The organism is Paenibacillus sp. FSL K6-1566 (assembly GCF_038050475.1).
GTDB lineage: Bacteria > Bacillota > Bacilli > Paenibacillales > Paenibacillaceae > Paenibacillus_AQ > Paenibacillus_AQ lactis.
Genome location: NZ_JBBOSR010000001.1, coordinates 3,265,025 through 3,284,302 on the forward strand (window position 1 = coordinate 3,265,025; position 19,278 = coordinate 3,284,302).

Sequence of the window (19,278 nt, forward strand, 5' to 3'; positions counted from 1 at the left end):
ATTCGGAGTGCCCGCGAATTTAAGCGAACTCATATTACCCGGCTGTAACACAAGTAACCATGCAGAGGAGCACGTGTTGAATGGAGTTTTTACGTAACTTAGGCGATATCGGCTTATTTATTCACGCGATGATCGATGCCATTATTTTTCCGATCCCCGCGTTATTTTCGCAATTATCTTTGAGCGTCCTAACCCCGGAGCGGGCGATTTGGCTGGCAACCATCGGATTTGTCGGATGTATTCTCGGAACGCCGATCGGTTACGGCATCGGCAAAGCTTCCGGGCAGCTTGTTCTGAGCAAGATGCTCAAGAAGAAATGGTATGATTCGGCAACAAGCTTGTTTAAGAAGCACGGAGAGGCCGCGATCCTTGTCGGCGCATTCACGCCCATCCCATTCAAAATCTTTACGATCTTGTCGGGCTGCATGAATTACCCGTTGTGGAAGCTCCTCAGCTATGCCGCGATCGGGCGGGCGTTCAAATTTTACACGGTTGGCGTATTGTTCTATATCTACGGCAGAGCCGCCGAGCATATGGTTGATCATGTGCTGACCATCATTCTGCTGGTTGCCGGCGCACTCATCGGGGGCATTTGGTTTACAATTCATACCGTGAAGAAACGAAAGAAGAAGCAGGCGGAGGAGCTTCAAGCTCCGGCAGAAACAGAAGCAACGCATCAAGATCAAGTATCGGCAGGCGGGAACTAATATGCTGGAACGCGTTCAACGATGGGATCATCAATTGTTCGTATGGTGCAACCAATCGATCAGCAGCCGGATATTTGACCGGTTGTTCGGCGGAATAACACATCTGGGCGGTGCCATTTCGACCATCGCCAGCGCACTGCTGATCGCCTGGTTTGCTTACGAGGCGTGGGATGTATCGGCGTACCAAAGCGCAATCGCACTGCTCGTCAGTCACATTATTGTTGTATTGATCAAAAAAGGAGTGCGGAGAAACCGGCCGTTCCGGGCTTTGGAGCAAGTGAAGGTCGGGAACTTCCCGCTCAAGGACTATTCGTTTCCATCGGGACATACCTCAGCTATTTTTGCGGTCATCACACCGGTATTGTTTCTCGTGTCCCCGCTGTACACCTGTTTGTTGCTTGCTCTGGCCGCATTGGTCGGACTTTCCAGAATTTATTGGGGGTATCATTACCCGACGGATTGCTTGGCGGGCGGCGCTATTGGATTCGGAACCGGCTGGCTGGTCGTGTACCTAATGAATGCTGTAGGAATATCTTAACGTCTGATAAGGAGTCGTATCGATGAAATCCATGAATGAGCACCAAATTTTAATATTAACCGGCAGTCTGGGCGAAGGCCATAACCAGGCAGCCAGGGCCATTGTGGAGTCAGCCAAGAGAAACTCCCCGCATCTAAGCGTTAAAGTCATTGATTATATGGAGCTGACGCATCCACGTTTGCATGTGGCAGGCCAATACTTTTTTATTCAATGGGTAAAGCACTTTCCATCGTTGTACGGTTATTTGTTTCAAAAGACGAGGGAGGAAAACACCCTCATCCAGCTCCTAAAGCGTTTGAGCACGTTCAGCCTGCAAAAGCTGGGCAGTTTGCTAGAAGATCAGAAACCGTCCGTTGTGATCAGCACGTTTCCGCCTGCGGCTGCAGGCATGTCGCTGCTGAAATCGATGGGCCTCACCGATGTACCTGTCGTCACGGTGATTACCGATCATACGGATCACAGCTACTGGATTCATGAGCATACCGATCACTATATGGTGGGATCGGGTAAGGTCAAGGAGGCCTTGCAGCGTAAAGGAATAGCCGGCGAGAAAATATCGGTCACGGGCATACCGGTCCATCCGCTGTATACGCAGCCGGTGAATCGTGATCGGGTTCGCGAGAGCTACCGGCTGAGCCCGTCTGAGCAAGTCGTCCTCATGATGGGAGGCGGCGAAGGTATGATCGACAGCGAGATCGTGAAGCTGCTTCAATCGCGGGCATATCCCGAGCATGTCCGGTTTATCGTCGTATGCGGACGCAATGATAAGCTGTATCAATCGCTGCAGGAAGAATTTGCGGATCACCAGCAGGTTATGGTCATGGGGTATGTAAACCGAATGCACGAATTAATGGCCATTGCCGATCTCATGATAACAAAGCCGGGCGGACTCACGATATCCGAAGCGCTAACGATGGAATTGCCGATGCTGCTCTTCAAGCCGGTTCCGGGTCAAGAACAGGATAATGCGGATTATTTGGTCGGGATCGGGGTTGCCCAGCAGGCGGACGAGGGAGAGCTTGAGGACCGGCTTCTCCACATGCTGCATCATGCGTCCATTCTGGCAGAGATGAAACGCAGCGCTGCGCGATACGGTCATAAAGATTCCGCGCTTTCCGTGTTATCAGCATTAATGACGGTATTGCAAAGCCATTCCGCACAGCGGAACTGGCTGCATGAGCTCGATCCCCGTGCTTATGGATTAATGTCTAGAGAAGCCTACCTGCAAGATTACGAGGGGCAATACGCAGACAGCTTTCGTTAAAAGATGAAGGAGCAGACCGATGAATTTATTCGAAGTCGTTGAACGATTATTTGAACAATATGGATATATGGTGCTTCTGATCGGGCTGCCCCTTGATTTTATTGCGCTTCCGATTCCTCCGGGTAACAGCACACTGACGTATACCGGCTTCCTGGCGTACAAGGAAGTCATCAGCTTTGCTCCGGCACTCCTGTTTGCCTTCTGCGGCGCAGCCATCGGCCTAACCATTACGTATGTGCTGGGCTACAAGCTGGGCATGCCGCTCATCGAGCGATACGGGAAGTGGTTGTTTCTGAAGCCGTCCCTGGTAGAGAAGACGCAGGCCTACTACGACAAATACGGCAATAAGCTATTGCTCATTAGCTTTTTCATTCCCGGCGTCAGGCAATTTATCGGGTACTTTATCGGGATGATCCGTGTCCCGTTCCGGACGGTCTGCCTGTACGGTTACTTGGGCATTGCTTCGTGGGTCATCGGCTTTTTCAGTATCGGCTTTATCTTCGGGGAGCAGTGGCAGGTTATTCTGAACCTGGTTGAACACTATTTGAAGGTCATCTTCATCTGCCTAGGGTGTTCGTTGTTGATTCTGCTGGTATGGAGTCGTGTAAAGCGCGCGCGGGCGCAAAAGCTTGCCGAAGGTGAAAAAATCAAGCAGGTTCGCAAAATTGGGGAATAGGGTACTGTTTACTTCATCCGGTCTCCCTTGCAGATAATGCGGATGAACTAAACAAGGATTCCATAGCGACCTTCCCCATTGTATAATCGAAGATATACATCCATGAAATACAAACCCAGCTGAAAGAAAGGATCTTCTTGAGCTGGGTTTTTTCAGCAGATTTGGTGAACGGAAGTTAGAAGGGGGCCGTTATGAGAATTGAAGTGATTTCGATATTTCAACCCCGATGCGAATTGGGCGGATGCGATTAAAACCGCTTAGTTGAGCTTGAGATCGGACGAATGGAGCAAATAAGCACAAAAACGATTATTAGAATGAGGAGGGACCATCCCATGCTGGGCATTATTCCATTATTTCGAATATTTGATGTGGACAAGGCCAAGGAATTTTATGTTCATTATCTTGGCTTTCAGATTGATTGGGAGCATCGTTTTGAAGATGGAGCTCCGCTGTACATGCAGGTAACCAAGGGAGAGGTTTCCATTCACTTGACCGAGCATCATGGGGACTGTACGCCCGGGTCGGCTGTTCGCATTGAAATGACGGAGATCGAGCAATATCACGCGGAGCTCCATTCGAAGAACTATCCATATGCCCGACCTGCCGTTGAGACGGCACCTTGGAACAGCAAAGAGGTGTGCGTAACCGACCCCTTCGGCAATAGAATCACTTTTTATGAGGAGTTGGAACCGTCATGAAGCTGCTGTCACACGAGCAAACGGACCGGGCGAAACAGTACATGCTGACTCAAGCCAGAGCGCTTGAAGCCGCCCTATATCGATATGAATTCGAAGGCGGGAGCTTTTCCGAAGTGCTTGAAGAGCTCAGCCGGTATCAAAATGATGACGGCGGATTTGGTCATGGGCTTGAGCCCGATCTTCGCTGCAAAGAATCATCTGCGCTTGCCACAACCCGGGCGCTGGAGCTGCTTCGGCTGGATGGTACTGGCGAGGGCGAAGAAATGGTTATCCGGACGCTGGGTTATCTTGAACGTACGTATATTCCGGAACGGTTCGGGTGGGATATCATCCCGAAAGAGGCCGAGCAATCGCCGAGGGCCATTTGGTGGAAGTACGGGGCTTTTGCTGACCATTGGGGCAACCCGAATGCAGATATCGCCGCTTATTTCATGGACTATCGGGCGTTGTGCCCGTTTGGTCCGCTGGATTCGGTCATCCGCTATGCATTGGATTATTTGCGGGAAGCCTGCGATCTGACGGAGATGCATGAGTTATTCTGCTATTTGCGTTTCAAGGAGCGACTGCCGGAGGAGCAAGCCCTTGATATTCAGGAGCTGTTAGAACGTTATCTGGACAACTGTATCAGCAGCGATCCCGCGGAACGCGAAGGATACGGAGCGACAGCGCTCAGCATCATGGATTCCCCTAATTCGCCTTATTATAAGAAGTATAAAGCAATGGTGCCCTTAGAGTTGGATTTGCTTGTGGAGACGCAAGGGGAGGACGGGGCGTGGGAGCCGAATTGGACGTGGTACCAATACGATGAGGTGTGGCCGTTGGCGAAGGAAGAGTGGAAGGGAATCCTGACGCTGAACGCGCTGCGAACGCTGCGAAACTTTAAACGGATAGAAACGGTTCAGTAGCGCGAATAAAAGAATGTATGATAGATGTCCGGGAAATGGATGGAGAAACGGCTCGTTTGCTTAATCGGCAAGCGAACCGTTTTTTTGAGTGGGGCGATACTTGAGCTGCGTTCAAATGATAGATATGGCGATTTTAAATTTACATAGAGTCATCAAAAGCTGAGACGAACCTGTGTATTCGGCATACTCCTTCCGTAATCTGCTCCGAAGTCAGGTTGCCGTATCCAAGCACGATGCCACCCTCAGGGTTTCGATCCGCTATCCTGTAATCATCACAGCGTTCCACCCGGAAGCCGAAAGCGCTCGTATCGTTCCATGGCAGCTCAATATGCCTTTCATGATGAAACAGGACCTGAAGATGCATGCCGGCTTCATCCCCCGTTATGGAGATCCGGTCTCCGAAGGCCTGTGCGAGCCGTTCCGTCAGCAAGTTTCGCCGCTTTTTGTACACCTTCTTCATGGTATGGATATGGCGTTCCAGCTGGCCGTCCTGAATGAAAGCAGCCAGCGCTTTCTGAATCACGGCAGGGGTATGCAGATTGAGCCTGTCCTTCGCCAAGGTAATGGTATCGATTAAACTCGGGGGCACGATCAGAAATCCGATGCGAAGGCTCGGAGACAAGGTCTTACTGAAGGTGCCGACATAGATCACCCTGGAAGGCGAGAGTGTTTGCAACGGAGGAACCGGAATGCCTTTGAGCCGAAATTCACTGTCATAGTCGTCCTCGATCACATAGGCATCCGCCTCCTCCACCGTGCGAATGGCTTGATGCCTCCGCTGAATCGGCATCAGACTGCCGGAAGGGAATTGATGTGACGGTGTCAGCAGCAGTAAATGTCCGGGCAGGAACGTTCGTATCGCATCAACCTGCATGCCGTTGGAGTCCACTTGAACCGGAACCAGTGAATAATTCATCATGCGAAAAATATCACGAGTAATATCGATGGTCGGATCCTCTATGTATATGGAATTGAACTGAGCGGATAAGGCTTTGGCCAATAGAAGGAATCCTTCGGAGGCGCCGGAAACGATAAACAACTGATCCGCAGAGCAGCTGATGCCTTTGGAACGGAATAGGTAGTCACGCAGAGCAAGGCGAAGGGAAGGGCTTCCTTTTACATCGCCGTAATTATAATCATGAGGGCTCGATTCCGTCGCTTCCTTTAAATATTTGGCCCAACTCTTTCCGGGGAACCGTGCTAGATCGGGGATGCCGGTTGCAAAATCGATGATGGTCCGATCAGGAGATGCTGGCGATGTTATGGCGGGTTCCATCTTCGCCGGGACTTGATGTACCCGGGCTGCCGCATTCGGCGTAATTCCGCCGGCGACGTAAGTGCCAGAACCGACGCGGCAGTCTAAATAGCCTTCGGCGGTCAGCTGCTCATACACCTCAATCACGACATTGCGTGCAATTCCCCACTCCTTGGCCAGTACCCGGGTCGGGAGCAGTCTAGTGCCGGCGGCCAGCTGGCCGGATTCGATCCTTTCACGCAGTTGATGACATAGCTGCCGGGTTACGGGTAGGGAGGAGTTTCGGTCGATATAGATGCCGTACATTGTGATTCAGCTCCTTATTGGTTCCTCCAAATACATCCGAATTGGATCTAATGATCAACCATTTTCCTTATTATAATGAAGCCATACCAATCCGAAAAGGGAGGAAAATGTGCATGAATCACACTTTAGGCAGATCGGGCATTCCCGTAAGCCCGCTCGGTTTAGGCTGCTGGGCGATCGGGGGACATTTTACGCTGGATGGTCTTCCGGATGGATGGGGGCAGGTCGATGATCAAGAATCGATAAAGGCTATTCACGCGGCGATGGAAAGAGGGGTAACCTTCTTTGATACAGCGGACGCTTACGGCACGGGACATAGTGAGGAAGTGCTGGGGCGTGCCGTGAAGGGAAGGCGTCAGGAGGCCGTCCTCGCTACAAAGTTTGGTTTCACCAACAACGAGGCAACCAAAGAAGTGTTTTCAAGACACGACGTCTCCCCTGCATACGTTCGGGATGCATGCCAGCGGTCCCTGAGACGGCTCGGGACCGATTATATTGATCTTTACCAGATACACGTCGGCTCTTTGAGCACAGAGGAATTGGAATCGGTCACCGATACGTTGAATGGGCTGCAGCAAGAGGGCTTGATCCGCAGCTACGGCTGGAGCACCTGGGATGCCGCGCAAGCGGAGGGTTTCGCTCAGCAATCCGTGGCCACTGCTATTCAGCATCCGTTGAACGTGCTAAGGGACGACCCGGAGATGATCTCGGTATGTGAACGCTACGGGCTGGCGAGCATCAATAACTCGCCGCTGGCCATGGGGCTGTTAAGCGGAAAGTTTACGGCTGACTCCAAGCTTCCGATCTCAGATGTAAGAGGAAGCGGTCATGAGTGGGTGACTTATTTCCATGAAGGGAAGGCGGTACCGTCCTTCCTGTCCAAGCTGGAGGCCATAAGGGAAATTTTAACGAGCGGAGGCCGCACCTTGGTCCAAGGGGCGCTTGCTTGGATTTGGGGGCGCAGCCCGGCGGCCATACCGATCCCGGGATTCAAGACGACTAGCCAGGTGGAAGATTTGACAGGCGCGATCGGACAAGGGCCACTGTCTGAATCGCAAATGAAGGAAATCGACGATATTCTCCGCTCCATGTAATTCGATATTTCGGAAAAGCCCCTGGTTCTGGTACCAGGGGCTTTACATTTAGAGCGATGCGGTTGGGTTCAAAGGCAGCGTTCTTTGATTTCGTTTCGTTCCATTTTTTGATGGGAGGAGATTGAAACGATATGAACGAATATGTAAAACGGTAGACTTCGATCAGAGTTGTACGATATCTCGTACAACTAGGCAATCCACATGTGCCTCGACTGAAAGAGCAACCATGCAACATTAAATATTGAACAGGAGTGAGAGACCATGGACTTGAGATACCCGATCGGGCCTTTTGCTTGGGAAGGAACCGCTACAGCAGAGCAGCGGGAGAGTTGGATAAGCGATATTGAGAAGCTGCCTTCAATGCTCTCGGCCGCCGTGCAAGGTTTAAGCGAGGATCAGCTAGGACTTCCATATCGCGAAGGTGGCTGGTCCATCAGACAGGTTGTGCACCATCTTGCCGATAGTCATATGAACAGTTACATCCGTTTTAAGCTGGCGCTGACGGAGGACAATCCGACGATTAAGCCCTACGATGAGCAGAAGTGGGCGATGATGCAGGACGCGACCCTTGTCAATGTTCAAGTATCCCTTTCATTAATCGAAGGACTGCATGCCCGCTGGACGGCTGTGCTAAACGCCATGACCCCGAGCGATTTCGATCGAACCTTCTATCATCCCGAATCCCAAAAAACCATGAGCCTGGATTATGCAACCGGCATGTATGCATGGCACGGGAAGCATCATACGGCCCACATTACATCCCTGCGCGAGCGATTAGCCATATAAGGAAATTCCCGGATGGCTCCGTTTGAGACGGTGTTTTTTATTCATGCATGTCGTGATATCTAACTTGATTGTCGTAATATTACACTGTAAATCCGGATTTTCCTGTGATAGATTTAGTGCATGATGTCTTAATATTTAATACTGGGGTGACGATCATGATAAGAATCGGAAAAATCAGTTATTGGCATGTTCACGCTTGGGACTATACGAAACAAGCCCAGGAGCATCCGGGCACGGAAATTGCTGCGGTCTGGGACGAAAATCCGGAACGCGGCCGCAAAGCCGCAGAGCAGCAGGGCGTTCCGTTCTATGAATCATTGGATGAAATGCTGGCACGCGAAGATATCGATGGCGTTATTGTGGATGCACCGACATCCATGCACCGTGACGTTATGGTGAAGGCGGCGAAGGCCGGCAAGCATATTTTTACGGAAAAGGTCATTGCGTCAACGCTTCACGAAGTGAATGAAATTCTAGAGGCAGTGAAGGAGCATGGCGTGAAGCTGACCGTATCGCTGCCAAGACTAAACGATGGCTATACGCTTGCGATCCGAAAAATTCTTGAGGAGGGCTTGCTTGGTAAGGTGACGCTGGTACGGGTGCGTTTGTCGCATAACGGCGCGACCGCAGGCTGGCTGCCCGAGCATTTCTTCAGTCTGTCCGAATGCCATGGCGGTGCGCTGATTGATCTGGGTTGCCACCCGATGTATTTGACGCGGCTGTTCCTTGGTGAAGCGCCGGTCGATGTGCAGGCGAATTTCGGTTACGTAACGGGCAAGGAAGTCGAAGATAATGCGGTGGCCACTTTGTCGACCGAATCGGGCGCCGTGGGCATCGTAGAGGCCGGATTCGTGAACAATTACTCGCCATTCACCATTGAAATTCATGGTACGGACGGTACGATTCTGTATGGCACACCGGATAGCAAATTGCTCATTCGTTCCTCGAAGAAGGAGGAGTATAGCGAAGGCTGGGTAGAGCTTCCGGTACCTGCGAATCGCGAAAGTGCTTTTGAACAGTGGGTTACACATATTAAGACCGGCACAAATGCTGACGAGAACATCGAATACGCCGTAGAACTGACCAAGCTGATGGAGGCTTCCAACCGCGCTGCGAAGGAACGCCGCGCCGTCCGATTGGATGAACTGCAGGCGTAAGCGTAAGGGTAAGGTGAGTTTCCTGCAATGAGCACCCATTTTCCATATGAAAGCATGAAGGAACGACAGGATGCCTTGGAGCGGCTGGATTTGAAAATTTATTGGGGCCGGTATGAAATCCGGGTTCTGCGTTTTCATCTGACGACGTTCCCGCCGGGGAAGATCGTATCCTTCCACAAGCACGCCGAATTTGAATTCCATTTCATTCCTCGCGGTAAAGGAACCGTGATCATGGAAGAAACGCCCTATTCGCTCCGAGAAGGCATGTTCTATCTAACAGGGCCAAACGTGCTGCATTATCAGGAAGCGGACCCGGTGGAGCCGATGGATGAGCTTTGTCTTCACGTGGATATTACGCAAGTGGATGAGCAGGAATTGCATAAGGAGAATCGGTCGCTGCCGGCTGCGGATCCGTGGGAGATCGCCGAAGCGGAAGACTGCATGGAAAAGCTGAAGGAGCTGCCGCTGAAGCCGACGATGGATATCCATCGGGCCATGCCGTATTTTCTGGAGGCGTATCAAGCCTCCCAGGAGAAATATCCAGGGCTTTATACGACCATCAAGCACTGCATTATTCAGATTCTGATCCGAACGGTAAGAGCTTATGCCTCGAAACCGACGGAGGCGGAGCTGCCGTCAAGAGACATGAAGGCGTACCGCTATCAGCTGGCCATGGAATATATTTATGCCAATTCGGCGGGCGAGGTTGTGCTGGATGATGTTGCGGAGAAGCTGCATATCAGTTCAAGGCAGCTGCAGCGAATATTCAAGGATCAGGCGGATGGGCGCTCCTTCAGTGAAATCCTTGAGGATGTCCGGCTTGAGTCCGTGTGCAGGAGGCTGCTCGATACGGATTGGTCGATCGACAAAATTGCATTGCACGAAGGATTCTCCAGCGGAAGCTATCTGCATACGGTCTTCCGCAAACGTTATGGCTTCACGCCTTCAACTTATAGAACGATGAAAGTGAAAACGTAGGGGGAACATCAGACATGGGGAAAACCATTCGAATCGGCATCATCGGAAGCGGCGGGATCGCCGGAGAGCATGCCAAATATTATAAACAAATTGAAGATGTCCAGATTGTAGCCGTGGCGGACATTCTGCCGGGCAGAGCGGATCAGTTCATCGAGCGATGGGGGCTGCAAGGCGCGATCGGTTTCGATGATCACCGCAGACTTCTGGATCTGGAGCTGGACGGCGTGAGCATCTGCACACCGAATGTCGCGCATTACCGCACGACGATCGACGCGCTTACCGCTGGCAAACATGTCATGCTGGAGAAGCCGATGTCCGTTACGCTGGATGAAGCCATTGAGATGGTACAGACCGCAAAGCGGACGGGCAATATGCTGAACGTTGGCTTCCAGCCGCGGTATGACCCGAATATGGGGATCATCCGGGATCTGATCCAGAACGGGGAGCTTGGCAAGGTTTACTACGTGGAGACGGGCGGCGGACGCCGGCGCGGCATGCCGGGCGGCACGTTTATCCGCCAGGAAATTGCGGGTGCGGGAGCGATGGCCGATATCGGGTGCTACTCGTTGGATATGGCATTGAATGCCATGGGATATCCGAAGCCGCTGACCGTATCGGCGTATACATCCAATCATTTCGGCACGAATCCGAAATACCATGCGGAGGCCGGATCGTTCGACGTCGAGGATTTCGGGGTTGCGATGGTGCGTTTCGAAGGGGACCTAGTCCTGAACTTCAAGACATCCTGGGCGATGCATATGGATACGCTGGGCGCTACTATGTTCCTTGGAACGGATGCGGGGATGAAGATTACGCCGGCCGGTACGGGACCTTGGAGCGGCGTATGGGACGGAAGAGTAGGCTCGATCTCGGTATTCCATGACATCCAGGGGCATCATACGGAAAGTCCGATTCCGCTGATCAACCACCAGATTAACGTGTTTGAGGAGAAAATCAAGGATTTCGTCCGGGCGGTCCGCGAAGGCGGTCCCGCACCGATTCCAGGGGAGCAGGTTCTGCGCAACCAGGCGATTCTGGACGGGATTCTGCGCTCCTCCCAGAGCAAAAAAGAAGTGGAAATCCAGATTCCGGATTTGGATTAGAATGAGTGAAAGCCGCGCCATAGGCGCGGCTTTTTTGTTATGGCTTTAGCCAGTTGAGCTCGCGAAGCGTGCGAAACAAAAAACCACCCGCTATGCGGGTGGAGGGATCGAGGGTTTGACCAACAAGACCATTCCGATAAAATTGAGATGTTCAGGCTCAATAATGAAAGGAATGGTCTTAGATGGCAAACAAGAGCTATAGTTTAGCTCACACGAAGTGGATGTGCAAGTACCACATTGTGTTCACCCCGAAGTATAGACGGAAAGAGATTTATAATCAAGTGAGGAAAGACTTAATCGAAATTTTCAAACGATTATGCAAATACAAGGGAGTGGAGATAATCGAAGGTCACATGATGCCCGATCATGTACATATGTTGGTAGCAATTCCCCCAAAAATCTCAGTATCATCATTTATGGGATACCTGAAGGGGAAAAGCTCACTCATGATATTCGAGAAGCATGCTACCTTGAAGTATAAATATGGTAATCGAAAATTTTGGGCGGAGGGATACTACGTCAGCACAGTGGGCTTGAATGAAGCCACCGTGGCAAAATATATCCGTGAGCAAGAAGCACACGACCAGGCAATTGATAAACTGAGTGTGAAAGAGTATGAAGACCCATTCAGCAAAAACAGTAGCAAGAAGAAGTAAACCAGTTTAACTGGTAAGTGAAAGTGACAAATTACACTGAGCCTGAACAATTTTATTGTCAGGCTAGCGTCTTTAGGCGCAGTTTGGCAACAAGGGGTTATACCCCAAGAGCAAACCACCCGTTTGACGGGTGGTTCTGATTGCATTGGGCTTTGGGTGAATCGGGTCATACATCTCGTAAATGATCATTTCGTCATGGTTTTCGGCACTTCATATGGACAAGAAATATCTGACGGAGTTCTTCCATTATATGCATGAATATGGTATCATTCAGCATATGCGAACGATTGTTCTGTTGGGTAATTGAAAGAACCATTTTATATCCCATAACTTGATCAATAGGAAGGTGCAGCCGTTCATGAATGAGCGTTACGCCGAGATAGATGAAGTCATCGCATACATACATAAGAACATTTACGAGCCGTTACCATTGTCATTATTAGCCAACTACATTGGATACAGCCCATATCACTTCTCCCGGATCTTCAAGGAGCGCATCGGACTTCCTCCTTTGTATTATGTATCCTCACTCCGACTTGAGAAGGCCAAGGATTTGCTGCTGCATACACATCTGAGCATCCGAGATATCGCGCTTGAGATCGGACAACAAAGCCTGGGCACCTTTACAACCCGCTTTACCGAAAGGGTAGGGGTATCTCCGTCGAATTTTCGCAATTCAAGGGATGAGGTGAACGAGCGTTTGTTAGCGCTTCAAAAGCTGAGCGACTGGCGGCAATCGATGCCTGTGTTAAATCCCAACGCGACCATTGAAGGCACGGTACATGCTCATGCCCCGTTTCAGGGTGTTATTCTGATCGGATTATTCGCAAAGCCCATACCCGAAGGCCTTCCGCTGTACGGCACGCTCCTGCCATCGCTGGGTCCCTTCAGATTCACGGATGTTAAACCCGGAACGTATTACTTGATGGCAACCTCCGTTCCATGGGGCATGCAACCTGTGGACGTTCTTCTTACCCAATCTACAACGCTGCGCACCCGTTCCAGGGAGCCGATTGTCGTGACACCTTATACCAAGGTTCCGCTGTTAGAAGTAACCTTGCACGTTCCTAGATTGGATGATCCGCCGATTCTGATCTCGCTGCCGCTGCTCATGGACCATTTCTTGAAGAAGGTGCCTCTGGCCATCCGGTAGGCTGTTAGGGAGGATTTGCTATTTGAAAGGATTGTACCCATTATCTATTCTCCATGATTGAAGGGCGTCATCACCGCTAAGAGCAGTATCGCTGAACGGTGGTTCGTTGACAATCACGCCGCGAATCATGATACTTAAATGAGGGGCATCAGGCATTGCAAGAGCGGAAAGCCAATATGCCTGAGTTTAAGCGCGACCGCAGTGACTGTATCACAGCTTGCTTGTTTCGCCCCTGTGCAGGAATATGGTAGAATGGACCATACGCCTTACGAGATTTGAGACGATCTATTGAATACAGGAGGGAACTATGGAACTCATAAATCCGGCTGAAGTACAGCGAATGATCGATACATTGAAGAATCAGGATTTATATATTCATCTTGAAATGACGACAGGTGCTTATGCGGCTCATTATGACAGCTCGAAGCATCCTGCAGCGAATTTCATCACGAATGCACTGATCCGGTACGAGCACGGCTCTATATCGGGGAACGGCCCTTACCGGGTCGGATTGAAGATGAGCCATGGCTGGGTTTACACCGAAGGGCTTACGCATTTCGAGCAATCCGATACGGAGCGGCTGATCATGGCCGGCCATGACAGTCAAGGGAAGCTGGTCGTCGCACTGCAGCTTAGTCGGGAGCCTTTTTAAATACAGAGAGGAGTTGAGGAGAATGGGGCAAAACATACTGGTAATCCTGCCGCATCCGGATGATGAAGCGTTCGGCTTATCCGGGACGCTGGCTAAATATATCGTTGAAGGCGCGCATGTGACTTACGCTTGTCTGACACTCGGGGAGATGGGCCGCAATATGGGCATTCCGCCGTTCGCCAACCGCATTACATTGCCGAGCATTCGTAAAGCCGAGCTGGAGGAATCCTGCAAGGCCATCGGTATCCAGGATTTGAGGCTGATGGGCTTCCATGATAAAACGATCGAGTTCGAGGATCAAGATAAGCTGGATGGAGTGATTGCATCCTTGCTAGAGGAAATCAAGCCTTCGCTTGTCTTCACGTTCTATCCCGGTTACAGCGTACATCCGGACCATGATGCAACCGGCGCAGCCGTAACGCGTACCATTCAGCGGATGTCGGCGGAAGAGAGACCGGCCGTACACTGTCTGGCATTCTCCAAGAATTGTGAGGAGGAGCTCGGCAAGCCGGACGTTATTCATGACGTATCTATGTTTATTGTACAGAAGATGAACTCGATCCAGGCTCATCGCTCGCAGTTTCAGGCAGCGGAGCTGCTTGGCAAGAAGCAGCTGAAGACGAAGGAAATCGAGCAGCGCTTCGGGACCGAGCGCTTCTGGACATATACATTCGCTTAAGCAAGTATTGGTGATCGAAACCGTTCCTTTGAGAAATGGTCGCTCTTCGCTTCCATTCCGTCAAAGGGCGGTTTTTTGCGTTTGCGGAAACTAGGTTCATGATTAGGGGATAGGAATCGACAATGGATACAACGTTCCCTGCATGCAAAAAGAGGTTTTGCCGGTTTCCTCCGAGACGACCAGCACGAGGGCGTCGCACAATTCAGTCAAACCGATGGCCGCCCGATGCCGGGTGCCCAGCTTCCGTTCTCCGTAGGTACGGCCAGTTAGCGGCAATACATTGGCTGCCGAGAGAATCATATCCTGCCGAACAAGGACGGCCCCGTCATGAAGCGGGCTGCCTTGAATGAAGATGGACTCGAGCAGCGGGCTCGTGATTTCGGCAGACAACGGAATTCCTGGGGTGATAAAAGGCTCCAGCACATCTTCTCGTTGAATCACGATCAGCGCGCCCATCTTCTTCTGGCTTAAATGATAGATCGAGGTCGCAATTTCTTTGTATTTTTTCGTAAAAGGATAGAGGAAACAGTTCAAATAATAGGTGGAGGAAAGAGCTTCAGCCTCCAGGAATTTGGATCTGACGAGATCCAGATCATTGAGCAGGCAGGTTTGATCCTGATCCAGCTTCTCGATGATCTGCCGGATCTGCTGTTCGATCTCGACGAGCTGCTCCTCAAGCTTGTGCTTCAGCGGGGCAAAATTGCAATGTTCCGTGCTTGATCCCATGAATTTCCCTCCTTATCCTTAGGTATCTTTACTATTCCCCTATCCGTATATTCTTATGGCTGCTGTACGCAAACACCTCTCCTTGTAAAAGCCACTCCCCGCAAATACCGCCCAACACGTCCAAATAGTCAACTTTGAGAGCATCATATCCCGAACTTATCGATTTATCAGCAGATCTGATAACTGCTATAAGAACATTCGAATTGACCGTTTCCCCTAGCTATGATAGGTTCAGAGGAGTAATAAAATTAATTGTATCGTATTACTGGGAATTTAAAATCGGATGCTTTTGCGAGGTGGATATTGTTGGAACTTCAAGTAACGAACAGCCCTTTCAACCAAGAGCAGGTTGATCTGTTGAACCGTTTGCTGCCGACATTGACGGAAGCACAGAGAACCTGGCTCAGCGGCTATATTACAGCTCTCCAAAGTACGGCAGCTGCCTTGGCTATCCCTGCTGCTGCTACGCAAGCGACGGTTTCGGTCAGCGCAGCTCCCGCGGCGGCTGCACCGAAGGAAATCACCGTATTATTCGGCTCTCAGACCGGCAACTGTCATGGATTGGCGAAGAAGCTCACCAAGAAGCTCGAGGAAACAGGGATGAAGGTCACGCTGTCATCCATGAGCGACTTCAAACCGAACACGCTGAAAAAGCTGCAGCATCTCCTCATTCTCGTGAGCACGCACGGTGAGGGAGAACCGCCGGATAACGCGATCCCTTTCTACGAATTCCTCCACAGCAAGCGTGCTCCGCAATTGGACGGTTTGCAGTATTCCGTGCTGGCGCTGGGAGATACCTCGTATGAGTTTTTCTGTCAGACCGGAAAGGATTTCGACAAGCGGCTCGAAGAATTGGGAGGACAACGGCTGGCGCCGAGAGTGGATTGCGACGTAGATTTTGATGAGCCGGCATCCGAGTGGATGACTCAAGTTCTTCGATCCTTGAATCAGTCCGGCGGGCTTTCGGCTGCTTCGGGTGAAGCTGCTGCGGTAGCTCTGAGCGAGAGTACGGAATCGGAATATTCGAGAAGCAATCCGTTTCAGGCCGAAGTGCTGGAAAACATGAACTTGAACGGCCGGGGTTCAGAGAGGGAGACCCGCCATATCGAAATATCCCTCGAAGGTTCCAATCTCCAGTATGAACCGGGGGACAGCCTCGGGATTTACCCGGAAAATCATCCGCTGCTGGTAGATGAGCTGATTACGGCGATGGGATGGAATGCGGACGAAGAGGTTGTGATCAACAAGAACGGCGAGGTGCGCAAGCTTCGCGATGCGCTGCTGCGTCATTATGAGATTACCGTGCTGACAAAGCCTTTGATTGAACAAGTGGCGAAGCTGACGGGCCATGAAGGGCTGAAGGGCCTGCTCGAGCCAGGCCACGAACAGGAGCTGCGCAATTACATTCAAGAGCGCGACCTGCTGGATTTGGTTCAGGATTACGGATTGCGGGAAGTGCCAGCCCGTGATTTGGTAGGGGTGCTGCGTAAGATTCCAGCACGCCTGTATTCGATTGCAAGCAGTCCGAAGGCATATCCGGACGAGGTTCACATTACGGTACGAACGGTCCGTTATGAGGCACATGGCCGGAACCGTTACGGCGTTTGCTCCGTTCAATTGGCCGAGCGGCTAGAAGCCGGCGATTCGCTGCCGGTGTACATTCAGCACAACCCGAACTTCAAACTGCCGGCGAATCCGGACACGCCGATTATTATGATCGGACCGGGTACGGGCGTTGCTCCGTTCCGGGCATTCCTCGGGGAACGCGAGGAGATAGGCGCCTCCGGGAAATCATGGTTGTTCTACGGGGATCAGCATTTCGCCACGGACTTCCTGTACCAGATCGAATGGCAGCGCTGGCTGAAGGAAGGGGTACTGACGCGGATGGATGTAGCCTTTTCCCGTGATACCGAGCAGAAGGTTTATGTACAGCACCGCATGCTGGAGAACAGCAAAGAGTTATACCAGTGGCTGCAAGAGGGAGCCTGCGTTTATGTATGCGGTGATGAGAAGAAGATGGCTCATGACGTGCATGCAGCGCTGGGCACCATACTGGAGCAGGAAGGCGGCCTTAGTCCGGAAGAGGCATCGGAATACCTTACCCTTATGCAGCAACAGAAACGTTATCAGCGGGATGTCTATTAATTTTGGAAACGATATCCCGTGATCGCGAGAGGAGAGCAGGGACATGTCTGACAATCATTTGTTATCACCGAATAGTGCACCGCATAGCGATGTAGAAGATATTAAGCGCCGAAGCAACTATCTGCGAGGCAGCCTGGTCGAGACGCTTCAAGACCGCATCACGGGTTCCATCCCGGAGGATGATAACCGGCTCATGAAGTTCCACGGCAGCTACATGCAGGATGACCGGGATTTGCGGAATGAACGGCATAAGCAAAAGCTCGAGCCTGCCTATCAATTCATGCTTCGCGTTAGAGCCGCCGGAGGCGTGGTGACGCCGGAGCAATGGCTGATGATGGACCGGGTCGCACAGAAGTATGCCAACGGGACGATCCGGTTGACTACCCGTCAATCGTTCCAGCTTCACGGCGTGCTTAAGTGGAATATGAAAAGCACGATCCAGGAAGTGAACGCAGCGATGCTGAGCACGCTGGCCGCATGCGGTGACGTGAACCGGAACGTCATGCTGAATCCGAATCCGTACCAATCCGAGGTTCATTCGGAGGTCTACGAATGGGCACGCAAGATCAGCAATCATCTGGATCCCCGCACACGGGCATATCACGAAATTTGGCTCGATGGAGAAAAGGTTGTCGACAGCCGTGAGGATGAAGAGCAGGAGCCGATCTATGGCAAAGTCTACTTGCCGCGTAAATTCAAGATTGGCATTGCGGTTCCGCCTTCCAACGACGTCGACGTGTTCTCGCAGGATCTTGGCTTGATCGCGATTGTGGAAGACGGGAAGCTCCAGGGCTTCAATGTAACGGTTGGCGGCGGCATGGGGATGACGCACGGGGATCCGCTCACTTATCCGCAGGTAGGGAAGCTGATCGGCTTCTGTAAGCCGGAGCAGGTCATCGATGTTGCGGAGAAGACGGTTACGATTCAACGTGATTACGGCGATCGGGCCGTGCGAAAGCATGCCAGATTCAAGTATACGATCGATGACCGCGGAATCGGCTGGTTCGTAGGCGAGCTGAGCAGCCGGCTGGGCTGGGAGCTGGAGGAGGCGCGTCCGTTCCATTTTGACCATAACGGTGACCGCTATGGCTGGGTAAAAGGCAGCAATGGACGATGGCACTATACCCTCTTTATCCAGAACGGCCGGGTGAAGGACGAACCGGATTATTTGCTGATGACGGGCCTGCGGGAAATTGCGAATATTCATAACGGCGATTTCCGCCTCACGGCGAACCAGAATCTGATCATTGCCAATGTCAGCAGCCATAAGAAGAAAAAGATCGAGGAACTCATCCAAACCTATGGATTGACGGACGGCAAACACGGCTCTGCGCTTCGCCGCAATTCCATGGCCTGCGTGGCGCTGCCGACCTGCGGTCTGGCAATGGCGGAGTCCGAACGCTACCTGCCTTCGCTGCTGGATAAAATCGAACCGATGCTTGCGGAGCACGGACTGAGCGAAGAGGATATCGTCATTCGGATGACCGGTTGCCCGAACGGCTGCGCACGGCCGATGCTTGCGGAGATTGCATTTATCGGCAAAGCGCCGGGCAAATACAATATGTACCTGGGTGGAGGCTTTTCCGGTCATCGACTGAACAAGCTGTACAAGGAGAACATCGGAGAAGCGGAAATTTTGGATACCCTTCGTCCGATCATCGCCCACTATGCCCAAGACCGGCACGACGGCGAGCATTTCGGTGATTTTGTCATTCGGGCAGGCTATGTGCAGGAGGTACTGGACGGCCGGCAGTTCCACGCATAATCGGTTCGCGAAAAATACCAAGAGCCTCACCCTTC

Annotated in this window: 19 protein-coding genes; 17 read left to right on the forward strand and 2 right to left on the reverse strand. The window is 51.6% G+C overall.

Annotated features, from left to right (window positions below; translation table 11 throughout):
* The first annotated feature begins 80 nt into the window (after positions 1-80).
* From NST08_RS14335 to NST08_RS14360, 6 genes are all read left to right on the forward strand, one after another.
* The gene (locus tag NST08_RS14335; RefSeq protein ID WP_007130158.1) at positions 81-707 is read left to right on the forward strand and encodes a YqaA family protein; all 627 of its coding nucleotides are present in this window, start codon (positions 81-83) and stop codon (positions 705-707) included.
* A gap of 1 nt (position 708) precedes the next feature.
* Positions 709-1,245 (forward strand): phosphatase PAP2 family protein, encoded by a 537-nt coding sequence (locus NST08_RS14340; protein ID WP_007130157.1) that lies wholly within the window; start codon positions 709-711, stop codon positions 1,243-1,245.
* A gap of 22 nt (positions 1,246-1,267) precedes the next feature.
* A complete protein-coding gene (locus NST08_RS14345) occupies positions 1,268-2,509 on the forward strand; it encodes an MGDG synthase family glycosyltransferase (RefSeq protein WP_007130156.1) in 1,242 nt (413 codons plus the stop codon).
* 19 nt (positions 2,510-2,528) lie between these two features.
* Positions 2,529-3,185 (forward strand): DedA family protein, encoded by a 657-nt coding sequence (locus NST08_RS14350; protein ID WP_007130155.1) that lies wholly within the window; start codon positions 2,529-2,531, stop codon positions 3,183-3,185.
* A 332-nt stretch (positions 3,186-3,517) separates the two neighbouring features.
* The gene (locus NST08_RS14355; protein WP_007130154.1) at positions 3,518-3,883 is read left to right on the forward strand and encodes a glyoxalase superfamily protein; all 366 of its coding nucleotides are present in this window, start codon (positions 3,518-3,520) and stop codon (positions 3,881-3,883) included.
* Positions 3,880-4,788, forward strand: coding sequence for a hypothetical protein (locus NST08_RS14360; protein ID WP_341341901.1), 909 nt, complete (start codon positions 3,880-3,882; stop codon positions 4,786-4,788). Before NST08_RS14355 ends, NST08_RS14360 begins: the two co-directional genes overlap by 4 nt.
* A gap of 139 nt (positions 4,789-4,927) precedes the next feature.
* On the opposite strand, the gene pdxR is transcribed toward NST08_RS14360, so the two are convergent.
* On the reverse strand, positions 4,928-6,349 hold the full coding sequence (gene pdxR / locus NST08_RS14365) for a MocR-like pyridoxine biosynthesis transcription factor PdxR (protein WP_341341902.1): 1,422 nt from the start codon (positions 6,347-6,349) through the stop codon (positions 4,928-4,930).
* A 113-nt stretch (positions 6,350-6,462) separates the two neighbouring features.
* On the opposite strand from pdxR, the gene NST08_RS14370 reads away from it, so the two are divergent.
* From NST08_RS14370 to bshB2, 9 genes are all read left to right on the forward strand, one after another.
* Complete coding sequence (locus NST08_RS14370) at positions 6,463-7,443, forward strand: aldo/keto reductase (protein ID WP_341033218.1); 981 nt, start codon at positions 6,463-6,465, stop codon at positions 7,441-7,443.
* A 261-nt stretch (positions 7,444-7,704) separates the two neighbouring features.
* A complete protein-coding gene (locus tag NST08_RS14375; RefSeq protein ID WP_213615455.1) occupies positions 7,705-8,229 on the forward strand; it encodes a YfiT family bacillithiol transferase in 525 nt (174 codons plus the stop codon).
* Between the two features lie 155 nt (positions 8,230-8,384).
* Positions 8,385-9,386, forward strand: coding sequence for a Gfo/Idh/MocA family protein (locus tag NST08_RS14380; protein WP_040738678.1), 1,002 nt, complete (start codon positions 8,385-8,387; stop codon positions 9,384-9,386).
* Positions 9,387-9,413: 27 nt separating this feature from the next.
* The gene (locus NST08_RS14385; protein WP_341341903.1) at positions 9,414-10,364 is read left to right on the forward strand and encodes an AraC family transcriptional regulator; all 951 of its coding nucleotides are present in this window, start codon (positions 9,414-9,416) and stop codon (positions 10,362-10,364) included.
* Between the two features lie 14 nt (positions 10,365-10,378).
* Positions 10,379-11,467, forward strand: coding sequence for a Gfo/Idh/MocA family protein (locus tag NST08_RS14390; RefSeq protein ID WP_028404917.1), 1,089 nt, complete (start codon positions 10,379-10,381; stop codon positions 11,465-11,467).
* A gap of 182 nt (positions 11,468-11,649) precedes the next feature.
* On the forward strand, positions 11,650-12,123 hold the full coding sequence (gene tnpA / locus NST08_RS14395; RefSeq protein WP_213613863.1) for an IS200/IS605 family transposase: 474 nt from the start codon (positions 11,650-11,652) through the stop codon (positions 12,121-12,123).
* A gap of 358 nt (positions 12,124-12,481) precedes the next feature.
* On the forward strand, positions 12,482-13,276 hold the full coding sequence (locus NST08_RS14400) for a helix-turn-helix transcriptional regulator (protein ID WP_341341904.1): 795 nt from the start codon (positions 12,482-12,484) through the stop codon (positions 13,274-13,276).
* Positions 13,277-13,583: 307 nt separating this feature from the next.
* Positions 13,584-13,928 carry a YojF family protein gene (locus NST08_RS14405; RefSeq protein WP_007130145.1) on the forward strand — a complete coding sequence of 115 codons (345 nt, stop codon included), beginning with the start codon at positions 13,584-13,586 and terminating at the stop codon, positions 13,926-13,928.
* 22 nt (positions 13,929-13,950) lie between these two features.
* Positions 13,951-14,607, forward strand: a complete 657-nt coding sequence (bshB2, locus tag NST08_RS14410; RefSeq protein ID WP_341341905.1) for a bacillithiol biosynthesis deacetylase BshB2 — start codon at positions 13,951-13,953, stop codon at positions 14,605-14,607.
* Between the two features lie 102 nt (positions 14,608-14,709).
* On the opposite strand, the gene cdaS is transcribed toward bshB2, so the two are convergent.
* Positions 14,710-15,333: a sporulation-specific diadenylate cyclase CdaS gene (cdaS, locus tag NST08_RS14415; RefSeq protein ID WP_007130143.1), complete on the reverse strand. Its 624-nt coding sequence runs from the start codon at positions 15,331-15,333 to the stop codon at positions 14,710-14,712.
* 306 nt (positions 15,334-15,639) lie between these two features.
* On the opposite strand from cdaS, the gene NST08_RS14420 reads away from it, so the two are divergent.
* Entirely contained in the window at positions 15,640-17,478 is a 1,839-nt protein-coding gene (locus NST08_RS14420; RefSeq protein WP_341341906.1) for an assimilatory sulfite reductase (NADPH) flavoprotein subunit, read from the forward strand.
* A gap of 43 nt (positions 17,479-17,521) precedes the next feature.
* Entirely contained in the window at positions 17,522-19,243 is a 1,722-nt protein-coding gene (gene cysI / locus NST08_RS14425; RefSeq protein ID WP_144865963.1) for an assimilatory sulfite reductase (NADPH) hemoprotein subunit, read from the forward strand.
* Positions 19,244-19,278 lie beyond the last annotated feature (35 nt).